The organism is Vreelandella sulfidaeris Esulfide1 (assembly GCF_054072535.1).
Genome location: NZ_CM133364.1, coordinates 2,188,075 through 2,214,323, shown reverse-complemented (window position 1 = coordinate 2,214,323; position 26,249 = coordinate 2,188,075). Strand labels below are relative to the sequence as shown.

20 protein-coding genes are annotated in these 26,249 nt (G+C 52.4%); 16 read left to right on the top strand and 4 right to left on the bottom strand.

Going from position 1 to position 26,249, the window contains the following annotated elements:
* Nucleotides 1-5: 5 nt before the first annotated feature.
* Nucleotides 6-2,504 (bottom strand): EAL domain-containing protein, encoded by a 2,499-nt coding sequence (locus ACW44H_RS10355; RefSeq protein ID WP_457504397.1) that lies wholly within the window; start codon nt 2,502-2,504, stop codon nt 6-8.
* A 261-nt stretch (nt 2,505-2,765) separates the two neighbouring features.
* Between ACW44H_RS10355 and tig the strand changes: the two genes are divergently transcribed.
* The 6 genes from tig (at nt 2,766) to ACW44H_RS10325 (ending at nt 11,194) form a co-directional block, all read left to right on the top strand.
* Complete coding sequence (gene tig / locus ACW44H_RS10350) at nt 2,766-4,118, top strand: trigger factor (RefSeq protein ID WP_457504396.1); 1,353 nt, start codon at nt 2,766-2,768, stop codon at nt 4,116-4,118.
* Nucleotides 4,119-4,186: 68 nt separating this feature from the next.
* Nucleotides 4,187-4,804, top strand: coding sequence for an ATP-dependent Clp endopeptidase proteolytic subunit ClpP (clpP, locus tag ACW44H_RS10345; protein WP_113270706.1), 618 nt, complete (start codon nt 4,187-4,189; stop codon nt 4,802-4,804).
* 74 nt (nt 4,805-4,878) lie between these two features.
* Nucleotides 4,879-6,159 carry an ATP-dependent Clp protease ATP-binding subunit ClpX gene (gene clpX / locus ACW44H_RS10340; protein WP_113270705.1) on the top strand — a complete coding sequence of 427 codons (1,281 nt, stop codon included), beginning with the start codon at nt 4,879-4,881 and terminating at the stop codon, nt 6,157-6,159.
* A 216-nt stretch (nt 6,160-6,375) separates the two neighbouring features.
* Nucleotides 6,376-8,784 (top strand): endopeptidase La, encoded by a 2,409-nt coding sequence (lon, locus tag ACW44H_RS10335; RefSeq protein WP_457504394.1) that lies wholly within the window; start codon nt 6,376-6,378, stop codon nt 8,782-8,784.
* Nucleotides 8,785-8,975: 191 nt separating this feature from the next.
* Nucleotides 8,976-9,248, top strand: coding sequence for an HU family DNA-binding protein (locus ACW44H_RS10330; protein ID WP_007114333.1), 273 nt, complete (start codon nt 8,976-8,978; stop codon nt 9,246-9,248).
* A gap of 125 nt (nt 9,249-9,373) precedes the next feature.
* A complete protein-coding gene (locus ACW44H_RS10325; protein WP_457504392.1) occupies nt 9,374-11,194 on the top strand; it encodes a SurA N-terminal domain-containing protein in 1,821 nt (606 codons plus the stop codon).
* 98 nt (nt 11,195-11,292) lie between these two features.
* Here the strand turns inward: ACW44H_RS10325 and ACW44H_RS10320 are convergent, their stop codons facing one another.
* Both ACW44H_RS10320 and ACW44H_RS10315 read right to left on the bottom strand, forming a co-directional pair.
* Nucleotides 11,293-12,066 (bottom strand): UDP-2,3-diacylglucosamine diphosphatase, encoded by a 774-nt coding sequence (locus ACW44H_RS10320; protein ID WP_457504390.1) that lies wholly within the window; start codon nt 12,064-12,066, stop codon nt 11,293-11,295.
* 13 nt (nt 12,067-12,079) lie between these two features.
* The gene (locus ACW44H_RS10315; RefSeq protein WP_113270701.1) at nt 12,080-12,580 is read right to left on the bottom strand and encodes a peptidylprolyl isomerase; all 501 of its coding nucleotides are present in this window, start codon (nt 12,578-12,580) and stop codon (nt 12,080-12,082) included.
* Between the two features lie 155 nt (nt 12,581-12,735).
* Here ACW44H_RS10315 and ACW44H_RS10310 point away from each other — a divergent pair, with 155 nt between their 5' ends.
* The 10 genes from ACW44H_RS10310 (at nt 12,736) to ACW44H_RS10265 (ending at nt 25,410) form a co-directional block, all read left to right on the top strand.
* A complete protein-coding gene (locus tag ACW44H_RS10310) occupies nt 12,736-14,415 on the top strand; it encodes a glutamine--tRNA ligase/YqeY domain fusion protein (protein WP_457504388.1) in 1,680 nt (559 codons plus the stop codon).
* A 6-nt stretch (nt 14,416-14,421) separates the two neighbouring features.
* A complete protein-coding gene (cysS, locus tag ACW44H_RS10305; protein WP_457504386.1) occupies nt 14,422-15,831 on the top strand; it encodes a cysteine--tRNA ligase in 1,410 nt (469 codons plus the stop codon).
* A gap of 88 nt (nt 15,832-15,919) precedes the next feature.
* Entirely contained in the window at nt 15,920-16,846 is a 927-nt protein-coding gene (gene osmF, locus ACW44H_RS10300; protein WP_457504384.1) for a glycine betaine ABC transporter substrate-binding protein OsmF, read from the top strand.
* Nucleotides 16,847-16,891: 45 nt separating this feature from the next.
* On the top strand, nt 16,892-18,091 hold the full coding sequence (locus ACW44H_RS10295; protein ID WP_457504382.1) for an ABC transporter permease: 1,200 nt from the start codon (nt 16,892-16,894) through the stop codon (nt 18,089-18,091).
* On the top strand, nt 18,088-19,050 hold the full coding sequence (locus tag ACW44H_RS10290) for an ABC transporter ATP-binding protein (RefSeq protein ID WP_457504380.1): 963 nt from the start codon (nt 18,088-18,090) through the stop codon (nt 19,048-19,050). The genes ACW44H_RS10295 and ACW44H_RS10290 overlap by 4 nt, the downstream gene beginning before the upstream one ends.
* Nucleotides 19,043-19,816, top strand: a complete 774-nt coding sequence (locus tag ACW44H_RS10285; protein ID WP_457504379.1) for an ABC transporter permease — start codon at nt 19,043-19,045, stop codon at nt 19,814-19,816. The genes ACW44H_RS10290 and ACW44H_RS10285 overlap by 8 nt, the downstream gene beginning before the upstream one ends.
* A 219-nt stretch (nt 19,817-20,035) precedes the next feature.
* Nucleotides 20,036-21,238: a thiamine pyrophosphate-dependent dehydrogenase E1 component subunit alpha gene (locus tag ACW44H_RS10280; RefSeq protein ID WP_457504377.1), complete on the top strand. Its 1,203-nt coding sequence runs from the start codon at nt 20,036-20,038 to the stop codon at nt 21,236-21,238.
* A gap of 1 nt (nt 21,239) precedes the next feature.
* A complete protein-coding gene (locus ACW44H_RS10275) occupies nt 21,240-22,217 on the top strand; it encodes an alpha-ketoacid dehydrogenase subunit beta (RefSeq protein WP_113270694.1) in 978 nt (325 codons plus the stop codon).
* A 38-nt stretch (nt 22,218-22,255) separates the two neighbouring features.
* The gene (locus ACW44H_RS10270; RefSeq protein WP_457504375.1) at nt 22,256-23,542 is read left to right on the top strand and encodes a 2-oxo acid dehydrogenase subunit E2; all 1,287 of its coding nucleotides are present in this window, start codon (nt 22,256-22,258) and stop codon (nt 23,540-23,542) included.
* Between the two features lie 11 nt (nt 23,543-23,553).
* Entirely contained in the window at nt 23,554-25,410 is a 1,857-nt protein-coding gene (locus ACW44H_RS10265) for a protein kinase domain-containing protein (protein WP_457504374.1), read from the top strand.
* Here the strand turns inward: ACW44H_RS10265 and ACW44H_RS10260 are convergent.
* Nucleotides 25,403-26,224, bottom strand: coding sequence for an IclR family transcriptional regulator (locus ACW44H_RS10260; RefSeq protein WP_457504373.1), 822 nt, complete (start codon nt 26,222-26,224; stop codon nt 25,403-25,405). The two genes, ACW44H_RS10265 and ACW44H_RS10260, sit on opposite strands and share 8 nt — an antisense overlap.
* Nucleotides 26,225-26,249 lie beyond the last annotated feature (25 nt).

Sequence of the window (26,249 nt, the reverse complement as noted above, 5' to 3'; positions counted from 1 at the left end):
GCGACTCATCTGTCGCTAAGGTGCTCAGCAAACTGCCCTTGTGGTTGCGGTTTGGCGATAAGGTATCCTTGGATAAAATCGATGGCGTAGTTGCCGAGTAAATGCCATTGCTGTTCTGTCTCAACACCTTCTGCCACCACTTTCAGGCCTAGTTCACGGGCAAGACTTGAAATGGCTGCCACAATGGTCCGGCTATTGTTTTCTTCATGGTCTAATGCCTCGATAAAGCTACGGTCTATTTTAAGGCTATGGGCAGGTATGTTGTGTAAGTAGCTGAGCGATGAGTAACCGGTTCCAAAGTCGTCCAAGGCAATTCCGCAGCCTAGCTCGCGCAGCTGTTGCAGTAGGGCGGTGCCATCTGCTTGTCGGTTTAGTAAGATACTTTCGGTCAACTCAAATGTGATCAGCGATGCCGGGATATCGTTATCATGTAATTTCTGCTTGATGGTAGCCACAAAATCAGGCTGCCAGAACTGTGCTGCAGATAAATTGATAGCGATAGGCACCAGCTTCTTGCCAGCGCCGCGCCACCGGGCCATATCTTCAAGTACCAGGTCAATGACCCTTTTACCCAGCGGTAAGATCAAGCCTGAGCTTTCAGCCAAGGTAATAAACTTACCAGGTAGGATGGGGCCATGTTCCGGATGATCCCAGCGCGCAAGCGCTTCAGCCGATATTAGTTGCTTGTTGTCACGTCTGACTAACGGCTGGTAAGCCATATATAGCCCTTCCCCCGTCTCAACAGCATTGCGCAAAGCTGTCTCCATGCTCAGCTGGTCACGGGCTTTTCGATCGATATCCGCTTGGTACAGCCGGTAAGTGTTGCGTCCTTCGTGTTTAGCCCGATACATCGCGGCATCGGCGTGTTGGATTAGCACCTCAGGCGTATTTCCATCGTCAGGGTAGAGACTGATGCCCATGCTACAGCCAATGCGAAAGCTATGTCCTTGCAGCGAATAGGGGGCGCTGACGGCCTCTATCAGTCGTCGCGCAACGTTTGTGGCTTCAGAGAAGCCGTTAATGTTAGGGAGTAAGGCAATAAACTCATCGCCCCCCAGGCGGGCTAGCGTGTCGTCTTCACGTAGCTTGGCCGTCATTCGCGCGGCCACGTTCAGCAATAGCTCATCACCCAGCGCATGGCCCAGCGTATCGTTAACTTGCTTGAAATGGTCCAAGTCGATAAACATGATGGCCAACTGTTGCGTCTCGCGGTGGGCGTGGCGAATGGCCAGCTTAATGCGATCTTCCAGCAAGCGCCGGTTGGGCAGGCGGGTTAATACATCGTAATAGGCTAAATGACGAATCTTATCCTCATTCTCGCGCATATGGGTGATATCGGAGAAGAGGCCGGCGTAATGTTGGTTAACGCCTTCATCATTGGTTATCGCTGTAATCGTCAACAGTTCAAGATACAGCTCGCCCGATTTGCGACGGTTCCAAACTTCTCCGCGCCAATAACCGCTGGTTTTGAGAGACTGCCACATTTGGTCATAAAAGGCTGAATCCTGACGCCCTGAAGACAGCACGCTGGGCTTTTTGCCAGCAATATCCTCTAGCGTAAAGCCAGTTAAAGACGTAAAGGCAGGATTTACAAACTCGATGCGTGTATCGGCATCAGTAATAATAATACCTTCTAGCGAGGAGTTTATTACTCGCTCTGCTAGCTGCAGGTTCTGCCTTGAGCGCACGAGTGCCATATCTCGCTGAGCCAGAGCATCGCTTAAGTCAGATAGATACAGGTACTCTGCGCCGACTAGAATATCGCTAAAGCTCAGTAGGCCGGAGATTATACTCTGGTTGTCACGAACGACGAGATGGCGAATATGGTGGTTAATGAGAAGGTCGCGTGCGTTGATCAGCGGGGTCGATTCATCGACACTTAATACTGGCTGACTTGCTATTTCCATCACAGGTATGTCTTCAAGCTGCCGGGCAATGAATGACACGATATCTCGCTCGGTAATGATGCCCATCTGATGGTTGTCTATAATGATGGCTGCATCCTGCTTCAGGATGCGCATTTGATGCGCTGCCTCAGTCACCTTGAGCGAGCCTTGAATGACCAGCGGGTCAGGCCGCATGACGGATTGCACTTCTCGAAGCCGAAGGTAGGGTTCCAGGCCCTGATTCATGACGATGTCGGTTTGCGACAGGATCCCAACTGGATGCCCTGCCTCATTGACAACCACCAGATGTCGCAGCTTATGAGTATTTAGAAATAGCGCGGCTTCGCTTAACAGCATTTGCTGTGGCGCGGTGTGTACCGGTGATGACATAAATTCTGTGATAGGTCGGGCAAGTACCGTCAGTGCGCTAAAGTTAATCGTTAGCGCGTCGTGTTCGGTCCAAAGGCCTACCGCCTGCTGGTTCTCCATAATGACAATCGAACTGCACTGGCGATCTGCCATGTACTTAGCTGCCTCATGCAGAGGTGTGTCTGTTGTGCAGTGCAGGATGCTGGTTTGCATCACGCGAGAAATGGGTAAATCTTGATGATTAGACATGGGTGTCGGTACGATAGGTGGCAAAAAGAAGTCTGAAGGAAGGGAGAATACCTTATCGAGCAAGCTTTGCTTTGATCCAGCGCCTGAAAGTAATAAATAAGTCACTTGTCGCCTTGTATTTAATGGCTACGCCCCCATCATGCGATCATGGCGCTTGCTACTATGCGTTGGGGTTCTTAAAATTGCCCCTTTGATCTTTTTAGATCCAATCAGCACAATTACATGCAATCAACACAACGCCCAGCCGTTAGAGGACAATTCATGCAAGTTTCTGTCGAGACGACCTCCCAGATCGAACGTCGCATTACCATTCAAGTGCCAGCTGCCGAGATTGACGGGGCCGTTAGTGCTCGCTTGAAAGACACCGCGAAGAACGTTCGCTTGAATGGTTTTCGCCAGGGCCGGGTGCCAATGTCAGTCGTTCAACAGCGCTACGGTCAAGATGTACGTAACGAGGTAGTCAGCGAGGTAATGCGCGAGCGTTACGTACGCGCTATTACCGATGAAGGTCTGAATCCGGCTGGTTTTCCGCAAATTGAACCGTCTGTCAATGAGTCAGGTAAAGATTTAGAATTTGTAGCGGTGATGGAAATCTACCCTCAGGTTGAGCTTACCTCTATCGAAGGAACAGAGATTGAGCGTCCGGTGGTTTCGGTTAGCGATGCTGATGTCGATGAAATGATCGATACGCTGCGTAAGCAAAACGCGGCCTGGGAAGAAGTGGACGCTGCTGCCGCTGACGGTGACCAGGTCACTATCGATTTCCAAGGTTATATAGGTGATGAGCCGTTTGAAGGCGGCAGCGCCGAGGGCCACACGCTTGTCATTGGCTCTAATAGCTTTATTCCTGGCTTTGAAGAGCAGTTAATTGGCGCCAAAGCGGGCGAAGAGAAGACCCTTCACGTCACTTTCCCTGAAGATTACCAAGCCGAGCATTTAGCCGGTAAAGAAGCCACCTTCAAGGTAACCGTCCATAAAGTCAGCAGCCAGAAACTGCCCGAAGTAGATGCTGAGTTTATCGAGCGTTTTGGCGTTGAAGGCGGCGATCAGGAAAAATTCCGCGCTGAAATCAAGAAGAACATGACCCGGGAAGCGTCACAAGCTGTAGATAACCGGGTTAAGCAGCAAGTGCTTGATGCGCTGAAAAAGGTTAACGAAATTCCTGTACCGAGTGCATTGGTTCAGCAGGAAACTGATGGCATGAAGCGTCAAGCGGCCCAGCAGTTTGGCTTAGGTGAAGATTTTGACGTCAGCCAACTGCCCAATGAACTTTTTGAAGAGCAGGCTAAAGGCCGCGTCCAAGTGGGCTTGTTGTTGGCGGAAGTTATCAAGGCAAACGAACTGGATGCTGACGATGATGCCATCAAGGCGAAAGTGGCCGAGCTGGCTGAGCAGTACCAAGACCCTGATGAAGTTGTTAGTTATTACATGGGCAACGAGCAGCTGAAAACCCAGGTAAAATCTGCCATTCTTGAAGAGAAGGCGGTTGCTAAACTTCTTGAGCAAACGAACATTAAAGACGTTGAAATGTCTTATCAGCAAGCCCTTGCCGCTGCCCAGCAGCAGGCAGAGCAAGACGAGGGTGCTGAAGAGGGCGAGCAAGCTAACGCCTAACACCCTGGAACGTGGCGCACCTATATGTCGGTGCGCCTTTCCCTTCCCGGACGCAAGGAATCACCTGAATGAGTGAGTTTGATATTCAAAACGCCGGCGGTTTAGTGCCCATGGTGGTTGAGCAGAGCGCCAAAGGGGAAAGAGCCTACGACATTTACTCACGCCTTTTGAAAGAGCGCGTGATCTTTTTGGTAGGCCCTGTAGAAGACTACATGGCTAATCTGGTTGTCGCTCAGTTACTGTTTCTGGAGTCAGAAAATCCAGATAAAGATATTCACCTGTATATCAACTCGCCTGGTGGTTCGGTCACCGCGGGGATGTCGATTTACGACACGATGCAGTTTGTGAAGCCAGATGTATCGACCGTTTGTATTGGTCAGGCGGCTAGTATGGGCGCGCTGTTATTAACAGCTGGCGCTGCTGGCAAACGCTACTGTTTGCCCAACTCACGTGTAATGATCCATCAGCCGCTGGGTGGTTACCAAGGCCAAGCGTCTGATATCGAAATTCATACCCGTGAAATTCTGGGTATTCGCGAGAAGCTGAATCAGATTCTTGCCCATCATACTGGCCAAGATATTGAAACCGTCTCGCGTGATACTGATCGGGATAATTTCATGAGCGCCAATAAAGCCAAAGAGTATGGCTTGATTGATGCAGTGCTGGATAAGCGGCCTACATCCTGATAGCGTGATAGGATTCTGCTTTTCTAACGAGCTTTTCCGGCGGCGTAAGCCGCCGCAGTGACAGAGGTATGCGAATGGCCGACGGCAAAGGCAAGGACGAAGGTGGCAAACTGCTTTACTGCTCGTTTTGTGGCAAAAACCAAAACGAAGTACGTAAGCTAATTGCGGGCCCGTCCGTCTATATCTGCGATGAGTGTGTCGACTTATGTAATGACATCATTCGCGAGGAAGTTCTCGAAGCCGATGCCGAGAGCGATGAGGAGCGTTTACCTACGCCTCGCGAAATACGTCATACATTGGATGACTACGTCATCGGGCAAGATCGCGCCAAAATGGTGCTGTCTGTAGCGGTGTATAACCACTACAAACGTCTGAAAACTGATGTGCGCGACGGCGATGTTGAATTAGGTAAATCAAACATCCTGCTGATTGGTCCTACCGGTAGCGGTAAAACGCTGTTGGCAGAAACCATGGCACGGTTACTGAATGTACCTTTTACCATTGCGGATGCAACCACGCTGACGGAAGCCGGCTATGTCGGTGAAGATGTAGAAAACATCATCCAGAAGCTGCTGCAGAAATGCGATTACGATGTCGAAAAAGCCGAGCGTGGCATTGTCTATATCGATGAAATAGACAAGATTTCTCGAAAATCAGATAACCCTTCAATCACTCGTGATGTCTCGGGTGAGGGCGTACAGCAAGCATTGCTGAAGCTTATTGAAGGTACGACTGCTTCAGTGCCGCCACAAGGCGGGCGAAAGCACCCACAGCAGGAATTTGTCCAGGTTAATACGGGCAATATACTGTTTATCGTCGGCGGTGCGTTTGCAGGTCTGGATAAAGTAATCCGTGATCGCGCTGAGAAAGGTGGCATTGGTTTTAATGCGGCTGTGAAGAGCAAGGAGTCCTCCCGTGGGGTGGGTGAATTGCTGGCCGATGTTGAACCTGAGGATCTGGTTAAGTTTGGCCTAATTCCCGAGTTTGTTGGTCGTCTGCCGATCATTGCAACCTTGATGGAGCTCACCGAAGATGCGCTGGTGCAAATCCTGACGGAGCCGAAGAATTCGTTGATTAAACAGTATGTCAAGCTGTTTGAGATGGAAGATGTGACGCTTGAATTCAGAGATGAAGCGCTGCGTGCGGTGGCTGAAAAAGCCATGGAGCGTAAAACAGGTGCACGTGGACTGCGCTCTATTCTAGAGTCAGTGCTGCTTGATACCATGTATGAAATTCCATCGCTTGAAGGTGTAAGCAAAGTCGTCATTGACGGCTCCGTGATTGCTGGAGAGAGTGAGCCTCTATTGATTTACTCCCAGCAGGAAGAAGCACGCGTCGATGGCACTGATGGTTAGGCGCTAGTCGAGTATTGAGGCCCAGCTTTAACCGCTTGCGCTAAAACCAGGGGGTCGCTTAGGCGACCCCTTGCTGTTTAAGCGCGTTGATGCGAAGTGTTACTGCCTAGTCCGCTCAACGCTGATGCGTTTATAGCCAGCTTATTGATGACTGTGCAGTACTTTTCCAAGTACTCCTATTTAAGTACTCATCCGATTTGCCGAGGAACGTCTGCGATGCAGCAGAACGCCGAACAGACACAATGTCTACCCCTTTTGCCATTACGCGATGTGGTTGTTTATCCGCAAATGGTCATCCCCCTTTTTGTAGGGCGTGAAAAGTCTATCCAGGCGCTTGAAGCGGCGATGGAGGCTGATAAGCGTGTGTTGCTGGTGGCTCAGCGTGAAGCGTCTCAGGATGAGCCCGATAACGCTGACCTTTATTCGATGGGCACCGTGGCCGACATCATGCAACTGCTTAAGCTGCCCGATGGCACGGTGAAAGTGCTAATCGAAGGCAACTTCCGCGCCGATGTCCTGGATGTCGAAGAGAATGCAGCGGGCTATACCCAGGCGTACTTAACGCCGCGGGAGAGCGAACCGCTCACCAGTCGCGAACAAGAGGCGCTTGTGCGCGTACTGCTTAATCAGTTTGAGCAGTACGTAAAGCTCTCTAAAAAAGTCCCCAACGAAGTGCTTAATTCGCTGTCCGGGATTGAAGACCCAAGCCGCCTAGTGGATACCATTTGTGCCCATCTATCGCTCAAAATTGGCGATAAGCAAGAGCTGCTTGAGATGGATAAGGTGCGGGATCGCATTGAGCACTTGATGGCGTTAATTGAATCTGAAATCGACTTGCTTCAGGTAGAAAAGCGCATCCGCTCACGGGTCAAGGAGCAGATGGAGAAGACCCAGCGCGAGTATTATCTCAATGAGCAGATGAAGGCCATCCAGAAAGAGATGGGTGAGCTGGATAATGTGCCCAACGAAGCAGAAAAGTACGAGAAGGCGATAAAAGAATCGGGAATGCCACAGGAGGCGTTTGAGAAAGCCACCCAAGAGCTTAATAAGCTTAAAATGATGGCTTCAAACTCTGCAGAAGCGACTGTGGTGCGCTCTTATCTCGATTGGCTTGTGGCCGTGCCGTGGAAAAAGCGCACGCGGGTTAAGCATGACCTGGTTAAAGCACAGCAGGTGCTGGATGAGGACCATTACGGCCTCGATGAGGTTAAAGCACGCATTCTTGAATATCTTGCTGTGCAGAAGCGTGTGCGCAAGATGAAGGGGCCTGTGCTGTGCCTGGTAGGACCACCTGGGGTGGGTAAAACCTCGCTTGGTCAATCCATTGCCCGCGCTACCAATCGTAAATATGTGCGTTTGGCGCTGGGTGGGGTGCGCGACGAGTCTGAAATTCGTGGGCATCGGCGCACTTATATCGGCTCGTTACCAGGTAAATTGATGCAGCGTATGAGTCGCGCTGGCGTCAAAAATCCGCTATTCCTGCTGGATGAAGTCGATAAGCTCGGCATGGACCATCGCGGTGACCCTGCTTCTGCGCTACTCGAAGTACTTGACCCTGAGCAGAATAATAGCTTTAGCGATCATTACCTGGAACTCGATTACGATCTCTCAGAAACACTGTTCATTTGTACGGCTAACTCAATGAATATTCCCAGCGCTCTGCTTGATCGCATGGAGATTATTCGTCTGCCGGGTTACACCGAAGATGAGAAATTGGCAATCGCTAAACGCTACTTATTACCTAAGCAACTAGAGGCTAACGGTTTAAAAGGTGATGAGTTAACGCTGGAAGACAGCGCACTTTTAGAGCTTATTCGCTATTACACTCGCGAAGCGGGTGTGCGTGAACTAGAGCGGCAGATTGCCAAAGTGTCGCGCAAAGTACTGCGTGAGCGCCTTGAAAAAGAACGTGATCCTAAATCTGCACAAGACGGACAGAGCTTAACGGCTGAGCAGATTGAGCACTATGCCGGTGTCCGTCGCTATAGCTACGGCTTAGCGGAGCAGGATGACCAAATTGGTCGTGTGACTGGGTTAGCCTGGACCTCTGTGGGCGGAGAGCTACTCAACATTGAGTCAGTGGTGACGCCGGGCAAAGGGCGAATTAACAAGACGGGCTCGCTTGGCGATGTGATGAAAGAGTCGGTAAGCGCCGCCCAAACGGTGGTTCGTGCGAGAGCGGAAGCGTATGGAATTGATCCCGAGCGGTTTGAAAAAGAGGATCTGCATATCCACGTTCCTGAAGGCGCTACGCCGAAGGATGGCCCCAGTGCTGGTATTGCCATGGTCACGGCTATCGTTTCCGCTTACACCCAGCGTGCGGTACGCTGCGACGTGGCGATGACCGGTGAAGTCAATCTACGCGGCGAAGTATTGCCGATAGGTGGACTGAAGGAGAAATTGCTGGCAGCCCGCCGCGGTGGTATAAAGATAGTGCTGATTCCTGAAGAAAACCGCCGTGATCTCAAGGAAGTACCTGACAATATCAAAGGTGCACTTGATATTCGTCCGGTCCGTTGGATAGATGATGTCTTAGCCACGGCGCTCGCAAATGCTGAAGACGGTACGCCGTTGAAAAATACTGATGCATCGTTTAGTAGTACCGTAGTTGCTAGTACTCATTAAGCTGTTAAAGTCCTTTGGGCCTTTAATTCTACTTAATTTTGCCCGCTGCTTTGTGTGGCGGGTACCTCGCGGCATGGTTGCTTGACATATGTTTCAAGGCATTGCTATAAAACGCAGCTATGTTTTGTTCGTAGTATTATCGGTGACCATGCCGTTCAGAGCCATTTTATGAAACAGTCAAGGGGTGAAGAGTGAATAAGTCCGAGCTGATTGAAGCCATTGCCGCGTCTGCAGATATTCCAAAAGCAGCGGCAACTCGCGCATTGGATGCCATGGTGGAGTCTGTCACCGATAGCCTTAAGAAGGGCGAAAGCGTATCACTAGTAGGCTTTGGTACCTTCGCGATTAAAGAGCGTGCCGCGCGCACGGGTCGCAATCCACAAACGGGTCAGCCAATTCAAATCAGTGCTGCAAAAGTACCCAGCTTCAAAGCCGGTAAAGCGCTGAAAGACGCCGTTAACTAATTTGACAGTGTTGCTGTAACCTATTGGGCGCATCGCATTGGCGGTGCGCCCATGTTATTTTCTGGCCCCCTATTTGTTAGGATTTAGCGGGTCGATGTGTTTGGCTGTGACTATCTGAGGCTAGCATGCTGCAAAGTATTCGAGATGGCTCCAGGAGCTGGGGTGCCAAGATTATTATCGGTGTTATGGTCGCGGCCATGGCGCTTTTCGGGATTGAGTCTCTGTTTGGGCTATTTGGCAACGATCCGGATGAAGTAGCGAGTGTCAATGGACAGCCGATTATGCGTCAACAGGTTGAGCTTGAGGTTCAGCGTGCTTTGCGCTCAGGTCAAGTCCCGCCAGAGCAAGAGCGAGCATTGCGCAGCGATATGCTTGATCAGCTTATTACCCAGCAACTGCTATCCCAGTACGCCGAGGAGGGTGGATTCGCCGTTTCTGAAGAGCAGCTGGACCAGTTAATTGTTAGCCTCTCTGAATTTCATGATCAGGATGGTCGTTTCTCTGCTGAGGTATTTCGTAACCGCTTAGCGAGCGCAGGCTATACGCCTTTGTCATTTCGCGAAGAGCTGCGGGTCGATATCCAGCGGCAACATTTACAGCAAGGGTTAGCCTTCAGCGATTTTAGTCTTCCCCAAGAGCAAGAGCGCTTGGCAGAGCTGCAGCGTCAGCAGCGTAGTTTCCGCTACGTAATCCTGGATGAGGACGATGTCGAGGCTGATATCGCTGTCAGCGAGGACGACCTTCAGGCTTATTATGATGCTCATCAGGAGCGCTATGAGCGTCCCGAACAAGTGCGCCTTGAATATGTACTGATTGACCGTCAAAGCATGGCAGAGGAACGCGACGTAGACGAAGAGGCATTGCGTGATGCGTGGCGCGAACAAAACCGTAACGCTGACCGTCGCGTATCGCACATCATGATTACGTTTGGTGATGAGCGCACCCGCGAAGAAGCACAGGAATTGGCCGAGACCGCCCGTGAAGCATTGAATAGCGGTGAGTCGTTTGCAGAGACTGCCCTACGCTACTCTGACGACACGGCTAGCGCAGAAGAGGGGGGCGATCTTGGGGTAATTAGTCGTGGCTTCTTTGGCGAGAACTTTGATGAAGCTGCTTTTAGTCTCGAAGAGGGTGACGTTTCCCAGCCCGTTGAGTTGGATAGTGCTTTCCACATTATTCAAGTGACTGATATTCAAGGCCCTACGTTTGAAGAGCAGCGAGATGAACTGGCGCGGGAAGTGGCACTTGGTGACGTTGAAGATGAATTTAATCAGCGGGTTCAGCAGTTGATTGATGAGAGCTTTGCTGCCGATGATTTGCAGAGCGTTGCCGATGAACTCAATTTGACACTTCAGGAGAGCGATTGGCTTGCCCGTGATGACACGGCTGAAGGCGTGCTATCCGAACCCGGCGTCATGTCGGCGGCTTTCAGCAACGATGTACTTGAAGAGGGTTATAACAGTGAAGTAATCGAGCTGGATCAAGATCGTCGCTTGGTACTACGGGTCGCTGAACATCGCGAAGCGACGTTACTGCCTCTGGATGAAGTGCGCGGAGAAGTCGAGGCTTCAGTGGTTGCCGAGCAGCAGCAGCAAGCGGTGCTTGAAGAAGCGCAGGCGTTAGTCGCCGATTTACGAGAAGAAGAGCAGGTTGATGTCGATTGGCAAGAAGCCAATAACGTCAGTCGCCAAGCCGATACCGTCGTGCCTCAGCTAATTATTCAGGCAGCTTTCCGAATGACACGCCCTGAAGAGGGTGAGAGCGTCTATCGTACGGTTGAACTACCGCAAGGTGCTGCCGTTGTGGCATTAGATAGCGTTAGTGATGGTGAAGTTGACGAGCAGATGGAGACGTTTGTGTCGCAAATGGCCGAGCAATTGCGTGCTCAATCGGTTCTGCAGGGGTTAATTGATGACCTGCGTAGCGATGCAGACATAGAGCGATAGAATCGCTTAACTCTGAGTTATAAAAAGCAAGAGCAAAAAAGCCGATCTTTTGATCGGCTTTTTTGTGCACAGCAGTAAGGTCAAGGGCTTGAGTAAGGTCAGGGGCTTGGTGGTTTCGATAATGCAAACTGACGTAACTGCGGTGCCGTGCGGTCTGAGCGCTCAATGACGATATCCCAGCCGTGCTGTGCATCCCAATCACCGAGTACGTAGCGTTTGGCTGGCACGTCTTCAACTGTCAAGTCATGCACGTGTGGGCGGTGTGTGTGGCCATGTATCATTATCGAGACTCCGTGCCCCTCCATGAGCGAGATCACTTCTTGCTGAGTCACATCCATAATTGCCTCAGCTTTATTGGCATTGGCTTCACCTGACTGCGTGCGCAGGTTTTGCGCTAGTGCTACACGCTGTTCGAGAGGTAAGGCAAGCATCTGTGCTTGCCACTCTGGATTGCGCGACTGCTGTCGAAAGGCCATGTAGGCTTCGTCCTGGGTACACATGCTATCGCCGTGAAGAAGTACTACGGGGACGCCATGAATCTCTACTTCCTCGACATCAGGTAGCAGCAGTGCGTTGCAGGCGGTAATAAAGCGTTCACCCAGCAGGAAATCACGATTGCCATGCATCAAATAGACAGCGGTGCCGTCGCTGCTAAGCTTATGCAAGCGCTCAATGACCTGATGGGCAACGCTGCTGAGTGGATGGTGGGTGGCGTCGAGCAAGTCGTCACCAATCCAGGCATCAAATAGGTCGCCCAGAATATACAGAGCATCGGCTCCTGGGGCAGTGTGCTCAAGGTAGCGGTAAAACCCCTGATTTAGCTCAGGGGTATTGCCACTTAGATGCAGGTCGGCAACAAGCAGTGTGCGCATAAGACTCCCAGCGTTATTCTGCTTCTTTGACGTAAGCACGCTCGATAATGACATCGTCAGCGGGAACATCGGCATGCATACCGCGGCGCGTAGTGGCTACATTTTTAATTTCGTTGACCACGTCCATACCATCAACGACTTCACCAAAGACGGCATAGCCCCAGCCCTGAAGGCTTTTAGCGCTATGATCAAGGAAGCTATTGTCGCCCACATTAATGAAAAACTGCGCAGTAGCAGAGTGCGGGTCCTGGGTACGGGCCATTGCCAGTGTCCCCACGGTGTTTTTCAAACCGTTGTCGGCTTCGTTCTCGATGGGATCACGGGTCGGCTTTTGCTCAAAGTCTTTATCGAAACCGCCGCCTTGGACCATAAATCCGTCGATCACCCGGTGAAATAAGGTGCCGTCATAGAATCCGTCGCGAACGTACTGTTCAAAATTCGCCGCGCTAATCGGCGCTTTTTCGTGGTTAAGAGCGATGGTGATGTCACCATGGTTCGTCTGTAATACGATCATTGATAAATTCCTGTTCAATAAAGGCGATCGCCTTGGCGCTGTGCATCGGCGTCACGTTATAATAGCTGTTTTGCCCTGCACCGCGAAGGGCTATAGGGTTATCCTATGTCCTCACGGCTCAGTACGCCATCCACCACGAGGTTATCAACACCACCATGACCAACGAGACCACCCCAGCGCCGAACTTCATTCGCAACCAAGTACGCGACGAAATCGAGGGCGGCCAGGTCACTAAAATCGTGACACGCTTCCCCCCAGAGCCCAATGGCTTTTTGCATATCGGCCATGCGAAGTCGATCTGTCTCAATTTCGGGTTGGCGGAGCAATTGGGTGGCGAATGTCATCTACGGTTTGATGATACCAACCCGGCTAAAGAAGAGCAGGCCTATATTGATGCCATCAAAGAAGATGTCACTTGGTTAGGCTTTCAATGGGCAGGCCCGGTGCGTTTTGCCTCTGACTACTTCGACCAGCTTTATACCTGGGCGCAGCACTTGATGCAGGAAGGCAAAGCCTACGTCGATGACCTTTCGCCGGATGAGATTCGTGAGTATCGCGGCACTCTTACCGCACCGGGTACACCCAGCCCCTATCGGGATCGCAGCGCCGAAGAGAACCTGGATCTGCTAGCACGTATGCGAAATGGTGAATTCGGCGAAAGTGAAAAAGTCGTGCGCGCTAAAATTGATATGGCCTCACCCAACATCAACTTGCGCGATCCAATCCTTTATCGCATTCGCCACGCAAGCCATCACCAAACGGGCGATAAGTGGAAAATTTACCCTTCGTACGATTTCACCCATGGTCAATCGGATGCCATTGAAGGTGTTACGCATTCGATCTGCACCCTGGAGTTTGAAGATCACCGACCGCTGTACGAGTGGTTTTTAAATAACCTTCCTGTGCCCGCGAAACCGCGGCAAATCGAGTTTGCACGGCTCAATCTCGACTACACCCTAACTTCCAAGCGTAAGCTGAAGCTGCTGGTGGATGAGCAAATTGTCGATGGCTGGGACGACCCGCGGATGCCGACGATTTCCGGCATGCGTCGCCGCGGCTACACGCCGGCGTCTATTCGTAAATTCTGCGAAATGATTGGTGTCACCCGGGCTGACGGTGGTTTGGTCGATATCGCCATGTTGACCCACGCGATTCGTTCGGATCTAGAAGACAATGCGCCGCGCGCCATGTGCGTGTTAAAGCCGCTAAAAGTCGTGCTGACCAATGTGCCGGAAGACCACGAAGAGATTTATGACGTGCCCGGCCATCCAGCACGTGAAGATATGACGGTGCGCAAGGTGCCTTTCACCCGCGAGCTTTATATCGATCAAGAAGACTTTATGGAAGATGCACCTAAGAAGTTCTTCCGCCTGGCGCCGGGCAAAGAAGTGCGTCTGCGCAATAGTTATGTGATTCGCTGTGACGAGGTCATTAAAGACGCCGCTGGAGAAATCAGCGAACTGCATTGCTCGGTCGATTTCGATACGCTGGGTAAAAACCCCGAGGGGCGTAAAGTCAAAGGTGTCATTCATTGGGTCAGTGCGGCCTATGGCGTACCGATGGAAGTACGTCTTTACGATAATCTGTTTACCGTCGAGCAGCCCGATCGTGACAAAGATGTCGATTTCCTGGAGCACTTGAACCCAGAATCGTTGGTGGTTTGCCAGGCAATTGGTGAGCCGAGCCTTGCCTCAGCGACGCCCGAGTCACGCTTCCAGTTCGAGCGCGTCGGCTACTTCTGCGCTGATCGTCACGATTCGACGCCGGAACACCTGGTGTTTAACCGTACCGTGGGATTGAAAGATAGCTGGGCAAAAATCAAGCAGAAGGGCTAGAAAAACATGAGTAGCCAAGTGCATATTTACAATACGCTGACGCGTCGCAAAGAGCCTTTCACCCCGCTTGAAGCGGGTAAAGTGAGCATGTATGTCTGCGGCATGACGGTGTATGACTATTGCCACCTGGGACACGCCCGCGTAATGGTCGCTTTTGACGTTATTACACGCTATTTGCGAGAGCGTGGTTACGACGTGAACTACGTACGCAACATTACCGATATCGACGACAAGATTCTCAAGCGCGCCGACGAAAATGGCGAAAGCATCACCGCACTGACCGAACGCATGATTGACGCCATGCACGAAGACGAGCGGCGTCTGTTTGTTTTGCCACCCAGTCATGAGCCCCGCGCTACGGGCCATATCGACGATATTGTGGCGATGATTGAAACGCTGATTGCAAAAGACTTTGCCTACGCAGCAGAGAACGGCGATGTCTACTACCGAGTACGTAAATTTGCCGATTACGGCAAGCTCAATAATCGTCAACTAGACGATATGCGCTCAGGCGCACGAGTTGATGTGGATATTCATAAAGAAGACCCACTCGATTTTGTACTTTGGAAGGCTGCTAAGCCGGGTGAGGCGCACTGGGTGTCACCTTGGGGAAACGGCAGGCCTGGCTGGCACATTGAGTGCTCGGCAATGTCGACCTGCTGCCTGGGTGAAACCTTCGATATTCATGGGGGCGGACCGGATTTAACCTTTCCGCACCATGAAAATGAAATTGCGCAAAGCGAAGCGGCTACGGGCAAGACCTACGTCAACACCTGGATGCATGCCGGGGCAGTGCGGGTGAACAAGGAGAAGATGTCCAAGTCGCTGGGCAATTTTTTCACCATTCGCGATGTGCTGGCCGAACACGATCCTGAAGTCGTGCGTTTTTTACTGGTCGCTAGTCACTATCGTAGCCCGATCAACTATTCGCTCGATTCACTGACCGAAGCGCGTAAATCACTAGTGCGCTTGTATACGGCTTTAGAAGGGGTTGAGCTGGATACCCCAACCACCGATAGTGGTGTTTCGGCCTACCTTGAGCGCTTTACTCAAGTCATGGACGATGATTTCAACACACCTGAAGCGCTAGCGGTGATGTTTGAGTTGGCCCGTGAACTCAACCGCGCCAAACAAGAGCAGCCAGGCGAAGCCGCTAAGCTTGGGGGTGAGCTCAAACAGCTAGGGGCGATTTTGGGGCTGCTGCAGCAAGCACCGCAAGCGTTCCTAAAAGGCACGCAGCAACAGGGAGCGCCGCTTAGCGAAAGCGAAATAGAAGCTAAAATCGCACAGCGCCAGGAAGCCAAAGCAAATAAACAGTTTGCCCAAGCGGATGCCATTCGCGATGAGCTTGCGGCGCTAGGGATTATTCTTAAAGACTCACGAGAAGGTACTTCCTGGATATTGGAAACACCATAAACGCTGCAGGCTCTGACTTAAACGCTCATGGCTCTTATACTGCTTAAGAGCCTCTGTTAAAAAAGCCCACTTCAAAAGGAATTCAAAGATGCGCTTTTCAGCTAATTCTAACATTGCTAAGTCGTTAATTGCTGCCTGTGCCGTTTCCACTATTTCCCTTTCCCAGGCCAGCGCCAATGAGCCGGTCGTGGTGTCCTCTAAGATCGACACGGAAGGTTCGGTATTAGGTGAACTAATCATTCAAACCCTGGAACGCCACGACATTCCAACCGAAAATCGCTTACAGCTGGGTGGCACCAGCGTAGTTCGCTCTGCCTTGGAGGCTGGCGAGATTGATGTGTACCCGGAATATACGGGCAATGGTGCGTTCTTTTTTGATATGACCGATAGTCCGGTTTGGAACGATGCAGAGGAAGCCTATGCCACCGTACGTGAACGTGATGCAGAACAAGACTTAATCTGGCTAGAACCCGCTAGCGCCAATAACACCTGGGCAATGAGCATTCGAGAAGATGTTGCTGAAGAGCATGAGTTAGTCAGTTTGGAAGATCTCGCTGCCTATTTGGCTGATGGCGGGGAGTTCAAATTCGCAGCGAGTGCTGAGTTTGTCGAATCAGCGCAGGCGCTACCCGCTTTCCAGGAAGCCTACGGCTTTGAACTGAGCGATGAACAGCTACTGGTGCTCTCTGGCGGCAATACCGCCGCCACTATGCGGGCTGCAGCCCAGCAAACGAGCGGTGTAAACGCCGCCATGACCTACGGCACTGATGGTGGGTTAAGCGCATTGGGACTGGTTGTCTTGGAAGATTCTAAAGGTGTGCAGCCTGTTTACCAGCCAGCTCCTGTGGTGCGTGAAAGTGTATTGGAAGCTTATCCTGATATCCAAACACTGCTCAACGACGTCTTTGCCACCCTCGACGAGGACACCCTGCAAACGCTTAATGCAGATGTTGCCGTGAATGGATTGTCCCCGACGCAAGTGGTTAGCGACTACCTCGATTCGCTTAATAATTAATGGTTGTTGCTCTTAATAACCAATGCTGCCTGGGATAACTAATTAATGTCGCTAATGGATGCACTGCCCACCCCACGGCTTCGTTGGGAGGGACGGCACCCTAATATTGTGCTATTAAGCCTTAGCCTTATCATGCTAATCACGTTCTGGGCCTTTGACGTGGTTAGTATGGCGCCTAACCGGATTGTATTAGGGACAGGCTATGGTGCGCTAGAAGCCTTTGGCTGGCCCGGCGCGTTGTTAGCCACCTTATTACTCTCCTCCATTGCTATTCTCGCGTGGCAGCCGAGCATACGTCACTACCGCGCGTTATTAGCGGCGGTACTGTTGTTAATGGCACTCATGCCTGTCGGCTTGATAGCGAGTAGTTATTTACTGATTGATCCTGAGCTTCCCCAGGCACGTTTAGGTTTGGGTGCAGCGTACTGGGTGGTGCTATTTGTACTTCTGTTGTGCTTAATAGAAATACGCTTGCGGTTACATCTTTCACGCCTCTGGCCCACACTGCTGTTATGTGGCGTGGCGCTAGTGTGGTGGCTTTGTGCAGCGTTTTGGCTCGATAGCCTTGCCCTGGTTCAAGAGTTCAGAGCGCGCGATCAACAGTTCCTTCGCGCTATAGGCCAACACATGGCGCTGGTGGGAATCGCCGTCAGTAGCAGTGTGTTAGTCGGTTTGGTACTGGCGATGTTAATGCGACGCTATGCACGGCTACAGAAGGCCGCATTCTCGGTGCTCAATTTTCTTCAGACCATACCCAGCCTAGCGCTCTTTGGTCTGCTGCTGGCGCCGCTAGCTTGGCTTGCTGAGAATGTGCCTTTCTTAGATCAGCTTGGAGTTAGCGGGATCGGCACAACGCCTGCGCTGATCGCCTTAATCGCCTACAGCCTGCTACCCATGGTGCGTAATACCTACATCGCGCTTGAAGAAGTCAGCCCTAACACTTTAGAAGCCGCCAAAGGCATGGGGATGCGCGCCGGTCAGCGCTTTTGGCAGGTGCGCTTGCCGCTGGCGCTGCCGGTGCTGCTGGAAGGGGTGCGAATTACCACTGTTCAGGCCATTGGGCTCACAGCGGTTGCCGCTTTGATTGGCGCGGGTGGGTTGGGCACCTTTATTTTTCAAGGCCTAGGCCAGGCGGCTATGGATATGGTCTTGCTCGGTGCGTTGCCCATTTTAATACTGGCTCTGGTGGTTGATGCGGGCTTAGGTGCCCTAGCTGAAGCACTGCGACCCGAAGGAACAAGATGATTGAGCTTTCCCATGTATCTAAGCGGTTTGGTGATGATATCGCGGTGAATGATATTTCGCTGCGAGTGCCGAAAGGAAAATTCTGTGCGCTAGTGGGTACCTCTGGCTGCGGAAAATCGACCACGCTGCGTATGATCAACCGCTTAATTGAGCACAGCGAAGGTGACATCATTCTTGATGGGCAGGCGATTGAGGCGTATGACCCAGTGAAGCTACGCCGTCGGATTGGCTATGTGATTCAGCACACTGGGCTGTTTCCTCACTGGAACGTGGCGCGCAATATCGGCTTAGTGCCACGTTTATTGAAGTGGTCAGCGGCGGATGTTCAAGCGCGGGTAGAAGAGTTGATGGCTTTACTCGGTTTGCCCGTAGGTGAGTTCGCGCACAAATATCCTCACCAGCTTTCCGGTGGCCAGGCACAACGGGTAGGCGTAGCACGTGCACTCGCAGCAGACCCGGATATTATGTTGATGGACGAGCCTTTTGGCGCTCTCGATCCTATTACCCGTGAAAAGCTTCAAGATGAGTTGGCCAAGCTTCAGGCGCGGCTGCATAAGACCGTGGTATTTGTCACTCACGATATGGACGAAGCCCTAAAGTTGGCGGACCACCTCGTGGTCATGCGGGAAGGGCGAATCGTGCAACAAGGTTCTCCGCTGGCGTTATTGCAACAGCCTGCCGACGCGTTTGTTGAGTCAATGTTGGGAGGGCTCGAGCGGGGTCTCAAGCAGGCGGCATTAACGCGCGTTAAAGATCATATGACCTCGTTGGGTCCTACCTTGCCCGCCCATTCACGCATACCGGCGGTTTTTACGTTACGCCAAGCGTTGTCCATGATGCTGCGTGATCACAGCGATAGGCTTACTGTAGTAGACCAGCATGATGTGCCTATTGGTGAGCTTTCGCTGCGTAGGCTTATTAAGGAGGCTCAACTGGACAAAGGAAGCGCACATGAATAATTCATTCAGCGTTGCGCCGTTACAACAAAAAGCTGCTTTTTGGCGCTGGCCGCTAATATGGGGAGGATTGTTGCTGGTCAGTGTCGTAGGAATGTCCGTAGCCGAGCCGTTATTTCGGTGGGTAGAGCCCGATTCCCGTCAAGTGGTTTATGACCGAGCTGATTTTTATGTGCTGCTCGGGCGACATCTGCTGGTGGTAGGAATAGCAGCGGTCGTGACTATTAGCGTTGGCGTATTAGCAGGCATCGCCGTTACACGTGAGCGTGGCAGTGATTTTTTACCCTTGGTCGGCCAGTTGGCCTCACTTGGACAAACGTTTCCACCAGTGGCCGTACTGGCGTTGGCGGTCCCCGTATTGGGGTTTGGCACCTTGCCAATTATTGTCGCCCTAATACTTTATGGGTTACTGCCGATCGTGCGCAACACACTTACCGGTCTGCAGGAAGTGGAGCAGGACATTAAAACAGCGGCACATGCCATGGGGATGACATCGGCGCAAGTGTTGCGTCAGGTCGAACTCCCGCTGGCGGCTCCGGTAATATTGGCGGGTATACGCACCTCGGTGACCATTAATATTGCTACCGCGGCCCTTGGGGCTACCGTGGGGGCTAGTAATCTGGGCGATCCCATTATTTCCGGTATTGTGAACGGAAACATGGCCTATGTGGTACAGGGCGCATTGACCATTGCATTATTGGCCTTGACGGTCGACAGCTTGTTTGAATTGTTGCAGCGCCAATTACGTTCCCGTCTTTCTGCGGCATAACTTACTTTGTCTTAACCTCTTTCCCTTACCCTCTTCCCTTACCCTCTTCCCTTAATCTCTGCGCCTTAAGTTGTATCCCTAAAGTTGTTGTGCTGCGTTATTGTCCTAAACGTTGTGGTAGCTAGGTGTTGTGTTGGCTTATGACAGATAAATCCACTGGCATAAACGGTCAATACCAACAACACTGCCCTCAAAAGGGGTAAAACAAGGACAATAATGATGACACAGTATGTATATCAGCCGGATTTCATGACCGGCGACGAAATTTCAATTCCTACCTTTAGCCTGCTCAACCCAGAAGGCGAGCTACATAGCGGCGCCACCGAACCAGCACTTGAGCGTGATCATGCCCGGCGCATTTACCAAGCAATGTTGGCTACGCGCATCCTGGATGAACGAATGATGGCTGCCCAGCGCCAGGGGCGGCTTAGTTTCTATATGCAGTGTACGGGTGAGGAAGCAGCTGTGGTAGGCGCTACCGCCGCGCTTGATGATGCCGATATGATCATGGCCCAGTACCGTGAACAGGGTGCCTTGATGTATCGCGGTTTCTCAATTGATGAGTTTATGAACCAGCTATTTGGGAATGAGTTGGACTACGGCAAAGGTCGTCAAATGCCGATCCACTATGGTTCGCGCAAGCTTCACTATATGACCATCTCGTCCCCCCTGGCCACTCAGATTCCTCAGGCGACAGGTTATGCTTATGGGCAGAAACTGGCTGGTAACGGCCACTGCACATTAACCTTTTTTGGTGAAGGCGCTGCCTCCGAAGGCGATTTCCACGCCGCACTGAATATGGCATCAGTACATCAAGTGCCGGTTATTTTTTTCTGCCGCAATAATGGCTATGCCATTTCCACGCCTGCCGTCGAGCAGTTCGCCGCCGATGGTATCGCCCCCCGGGCGTTTGGTTATCACATGCATGTGATACGCGTGGACGGCAACGATGTGCTGGCAGTTTATGAAGCGACCCGTCAAGCGCGCAAAATCGCCGTTGAGCGCAACCAGCCCGTATTGATCGAAGCTATGAGCTACCGCCTTGCCGCACACTCATCCTCTGATGACCCCTCAGGCTACCGTTCAAAAGATGAAGAAGAGATATGGCGCGCCAAAGATCCCTTGCTGCGGCTACAAAAATGGCTATTGAAGAAACAGTGGTGGAGTGAAGAGGAAGAAGCCACCCAGCAAGAAAATCTGCGTCGTGAAGTACTTGAAACCTTGAAGCGGGCCGAAAAGCGTTCATCACCACCGCTTGAGAGCTTGATCAGCGACGTGTATGCCGATATCACACCAGCGCTTCAGCGTCAGTTTGACCAGTTAAAACGCCATATCCGTCGCTACCCAGAGGCTTATCCCCGAGGAGTAAAGTCGTTGGACTTAGACGTAGGCACAGACACTGATCCGCAGGGAGAGGCATAACATGGCCACAATGAATATGCTCCAGGCGATCAATAACGCGCTGGATATCGCCATGGCAGAAGACGAAAAAGTCATTTGCTTTGGTGAGGATGTGGGGATTTTCGGCGGTGTTTTCCGCGCAACAAGCCATTTACAGGAGAAGTACGGCAAGGCTCGCTGCTTCAACACGCCGCTGGTCGAACAGGGCATTATCGGCTTTGCCAACGGCTTGGCGGCGCAAGGCTCGGTACCCGTCGCGGAAATTCAGTTTGCCGACTATATCTTTCCCGCGTTTGACCAAATCGTTAACGAAACGGCCAAGTTCCGCTACCGCTCGGGCGATCTGTTCAATGTGGGTGGGCTGACCATTCGCACCCCTTATGGTGGGGGGATCGCCGGCGGCCTCTATCACTCCCAGTCTCCTGAAGCCTATTTCACCCATACCCCCGGTTTAAAAGTGGTGGTGCCGCGCAATCCCTATCAGGCTAAAGGGCTGTTACTTGCCGCTATTCGCGACCCTGATCCAGTGCTTTTCCTCGAACCTAAACGTCTCTATCGTGCAGCGGTAGGCGAGGTCCCCGAAGACGATTATCAGCTGCCCATTGGCGAGGCCGAAGTCACCAAGGAGGGCACCGACATTACCGTGGTGGGCTGGGGTGCGCAGATGGAAGTCATCGGCAAAGCAGTTGAGTTAGCAGAAGAGCAAGGCATCGCTTGTGAAGTGATCGACCTGCGTTCACTGCTGCCCTGGGATGCTGATACAGTCGCTGAATCAGTGCTGAAGACAGGACGCCTCGTAGTGAGCCATGAAGCACCGTTAACCGGTGGGTTTGCAGGTGAAATTGCCGCGACCATTCAAGAGCGTTGTTTTCTCTACCTGGAATCGCCCATTGCTCGGGTGACAGGGCTGGATACGCCTTTTCCTCTGGTGCTGGAAAAAGAGTATCTGCCTGATCACCTGAAAATTTTTGAAGCGATTCGCGAAAGCGTTAATTTTTAATGGCTTAAATAGCCTAAGAATGCGTGGGGAGAATAACAATGAGCGATTTTTTACTGCCTGATATCGGCGAAGGTATTGTCGAGTGCGAAGTCGTCGAATGGCGCGTCGCAGAAGGCGATCAAATTGAAGAAGACCAGCCTATCGTCGAAGTCATGACCGACAAGGCGCTGGTAGAGATAACCGCACCCGAAGCGGGGGTGGTGACCAAACTCTACGTTGCACAGGGGCAGATTGCTAAAGTACATGCGCCTCTGTATGCCTATCAAGTTGACGGAGAGGGCCAGGCGAGTGCAAGTGAAAGCCAGACAAAAACAGGCGAACCGACACCTGCTGAACTGCCGGTAGAGCTATCCGCAGATTTATCGAAAACAGACTCATCCCAGGCAGAGGCATCGATACATGCATCAACCCAGGCACCGGGAGCTGCTACGGGTGGCTTACTTGGCAAAGTCCCGGCAAGCCCTGCCGTAAGGCGTTTAGTACGTGAACATTCTCTTCTGCTCAAGGATATTGCTGGCAGTGGCAAAGATGGCCGAGTACTGAAAGAAGATGTGCTGGCGCATCTGGACCAAACATCGCAACCAGCGGCCCCAGCCAGTCAATCATTACCCGATACGCAGGCGCCACGGGTAGAACCGCTCCGCGGCATTCGCGCGGTGATGGCCAAGCGAATGGTCGAAGCGGCTAGCACGATTCCCCATTTTCACTATGGAGAAGAGATCGACGTGACCGCGCTGCTGGCTCTGCGCGAACGCTTAAAACCGTTGGCAGAAGCCCAAGGCGAGCGGCTAACGCTAATGCCATTTTTTATGAAAGCCATGGCGTTAGCAGTCGCCGAACAACCTATTGTAAACGCTCAGCTAAATGCGACGGGTGATGAACTGCACTACTACCCTCAGTGCAACATTGGTATGGCAGTGGATAGCAAAGCGGGTCTGATGGTACCCAATGTTAAAAGCGTTGAGCAGCTGACGTTGCTGGAGATTGCCCGCGAAGTTGGACGATTAACCACGGCTGCACGGGAAGGGCGTGTTGATCAAGCGGATCTCAAAGGCGGAACCATCAGTATTTCCAATATTGGTGCGCTCGGCGGCACCTACGCTGCCCCCATCATCAATGCACCGGAAGCCGCGATTGTGGCGATTGGTAAAACGCAATGGCTACCGAGGTTCGATGAGCAGGGCGCGGTGCAGCGACGCGCTATTATGACAATCACCTGGGCGGGGGATCATCGCTTTATCGATGGAGGCACCATTGCCCGCTTCTGCAATGCCTGGAAGGGCTTTCTGGAAGATCCCGAGACCATGTTGCTTCACTTGGGCTAGCAAGGCGACTTATGCCCCAATCAACGCTACAGCAGTTTTATATACCCGAAGAGCAGTCGGTATATCTGCTGAGCCATCACGATGCCCGTAAACTCAAGGATTGGGTGGCGCTGTGCCAGGCACAGCTCACCCAGTTGGGTTATCAGGGCATCGAGTTAATTGGTAAGGGCGCCTATGGTTTTGTATTTGCCGGTAGCACCGTCAACCAAGGCATTACAGCCCATTATGTCTTCAAGTTCTCGCGCATTACCCTCCCCACGCACTTGCAAGAGCGCCTCGAAGAAGAGGCGTTTATGCTCGATCAGGTATCTCATCCACGCATTCCAGGCCTTATTGCCTACCAGCGCTCCAGGGGGCAATCCATCCTGGTGATGGAGCGTGCACCCGGCTGGAATTTAGAGCAGGTATCGCTCAAGCAGGGGCGACTCTCACCACGCCTGATTGTACGTATAGCCGCGCAGTTGGCCGATATCCTCCTCGCATTGCGCCGGGAGTCCGGCCCTCAGGCGCGTCCCGTCGTGCATGGCGATATTAAACCCTCTAACTTGGTGTATGACATCGTGCATGAGTCTATTGCGCTAATCGACTGGGGCTCATCGGTGTTTGCCCAGTTGGATGCCCAGCTGCAGTTTGTGGGCGCTAATGTGATGGAGCTAATGTCGGATAACCTGCAGCAAACCAATGCTCGCCTGGGCGATGTTTATTTTATCGGTGAAGAGCAGTTGAACGGTGCGCTGTCATCGCCGCGCTTTGATGAGCAGGGCACTGCGGGCACCTTGTACGCACTGGCCTCGGCACAATCCTGTCGTTTTGGGCATCGCGCTATTCCAGCCAGCTCGCTGGGTTTGCCTATGGAATTTGCCCGCACGCTGGATGGTATGCTCGACCCCGACCCTCAGGTTCGGCGTACAGCAGGCGACTATTTTTTAGCCAACATGGCGAGAATGGCCAGGGTCGTGATGATTGATCTCCCCGAATCTGTAAAGGTGCCGCTAGTGCCGGTTTGGGCACGTCCTGCCCGGCAGGAGATCGATACCGTGGTGTATAGCTCGCGCAAAGCCTTTCTGCGTGAAGCGACAGCGCAGGAAACGCTTAATGACGTCAACGATGTGCAGCTCGACCGCTATTACAAACAGTTCATGCAGGGGATGGGAGAAACCGAGAAAGCCTTTCTGGCATCGGTCAGCCGGTTGGGCAAATATCCGGTGGTAGGTGGGTTGGCGGTACGCTGGGAGCGTGAAGGGGTATACATTGACTCGTCGCTCAACCTTCATGACCCGGCGCTGAAGCCCGCCTTTATTGAAGCGGTGAATAATATGGTGCACCTGGCGCGCGCCATTCACCGCCAGGGGGTGTTCAAGAGCTGCCTGTTCAATGCCCGCCAAACTCTTCATCTGGAGCGCGCTTCCGCCGAGGAGACGTTTGTCAGCGAGCCAAGCATGGCTATTAGCTACGAGCTGAGTGCAGTGCCGGAGCTTGAAGATCGCACCCGTCAGCATAGCTACTTTGAAGATGGTCCCGATCCCGAAGAGCTGTTAGCACTGCCGGAGGCGATCATGCAGGTACTGCAGCAGCTGAATGATATCCACCATACCGGCATGATCATTTTTGAAGCATTACCCCAGCACCTCAAAATACATAGCTATTACCGCCTGCTCGATCCCGCCAGGGAAAGGGAGTTTCGGATACTGCTGGCCCGCATCCTTGCGTCGGTCAACCAAATTGAGGGGTTGGGTGTATCGGGCTACATGAAGATGCCGTACAAAGACACCCGCTATTTCACCCATCTAGAAAGCCAGCCTGAACGCTACTACCCCCGCGACCCGCGGGAGTATGTCAAACGGTTATCACTCGACGACGCTACCTAGCAGAGCGGTAACGGGGCGCCAATTCTTGCTTGATCTGCTCTGCTACCTCTTTCAGGCGCGGCCCCAGGTTATTAACGAGGCGGTCATGATCCAACCGCAGGCTGGAGCCACCGCAGTTGATGGCCATAACCTCGGCGCCATCTTCCAGAATGAGCGGCATGGCCACGGCGCTGATATCGCGCTGCCAATCCTGCTCTGATAGGCAGAAACCATACTCGGCATAGTCGTTCAAGCTCTGCTGGATACCGGCTTCCAGCGCTGGCCAGTCGCTGCCATGAAAATCAGCCAGCTCATGCATTAACTGCTGGCGTCGGGCGGTAGGCAAGCCGCAAAGCCAGGCGCGACCAATAGCAGAAGTGGCAATGGGCAGCCGCGAACCCACATCCAGACGAATGATCAGTGGTCCGCTGCCATGGCAGGTTTCCAGATAAACCATGTCGCTACGGTCAGCGCTGCCTAGGCTGACATTACAGTCGGTGGCATCGGCAAATTTCTGCAAATGCGGTCGGGCAACTTCGCGAATCCCCATATTAGCCAGGAAACGATAGCCCAGCGCCAGCACACCGGGGCCAAGACGGTATTTTTCCAGATGCGTATTGTGCTGCAGGTAACCCAGTTGGGTCAGCGTATAGGTCAGCCGTGACACCGTAGGCCGGGGAATATTAGTTCGATTGGAGAGTTCGGCATTGCCTAGATACTCTTCACCCGTACCAAAAGCACGTAGCAGTTCTAGACCGCGCGCCAGCGCGGTCACAAAATTACGATCTTTCCCAGGCAGTTGCGGCTCGTCAGCATCTGTGTCAGTGGGTTGCATTCAGTGTCCCAACAATAGGTGGCTT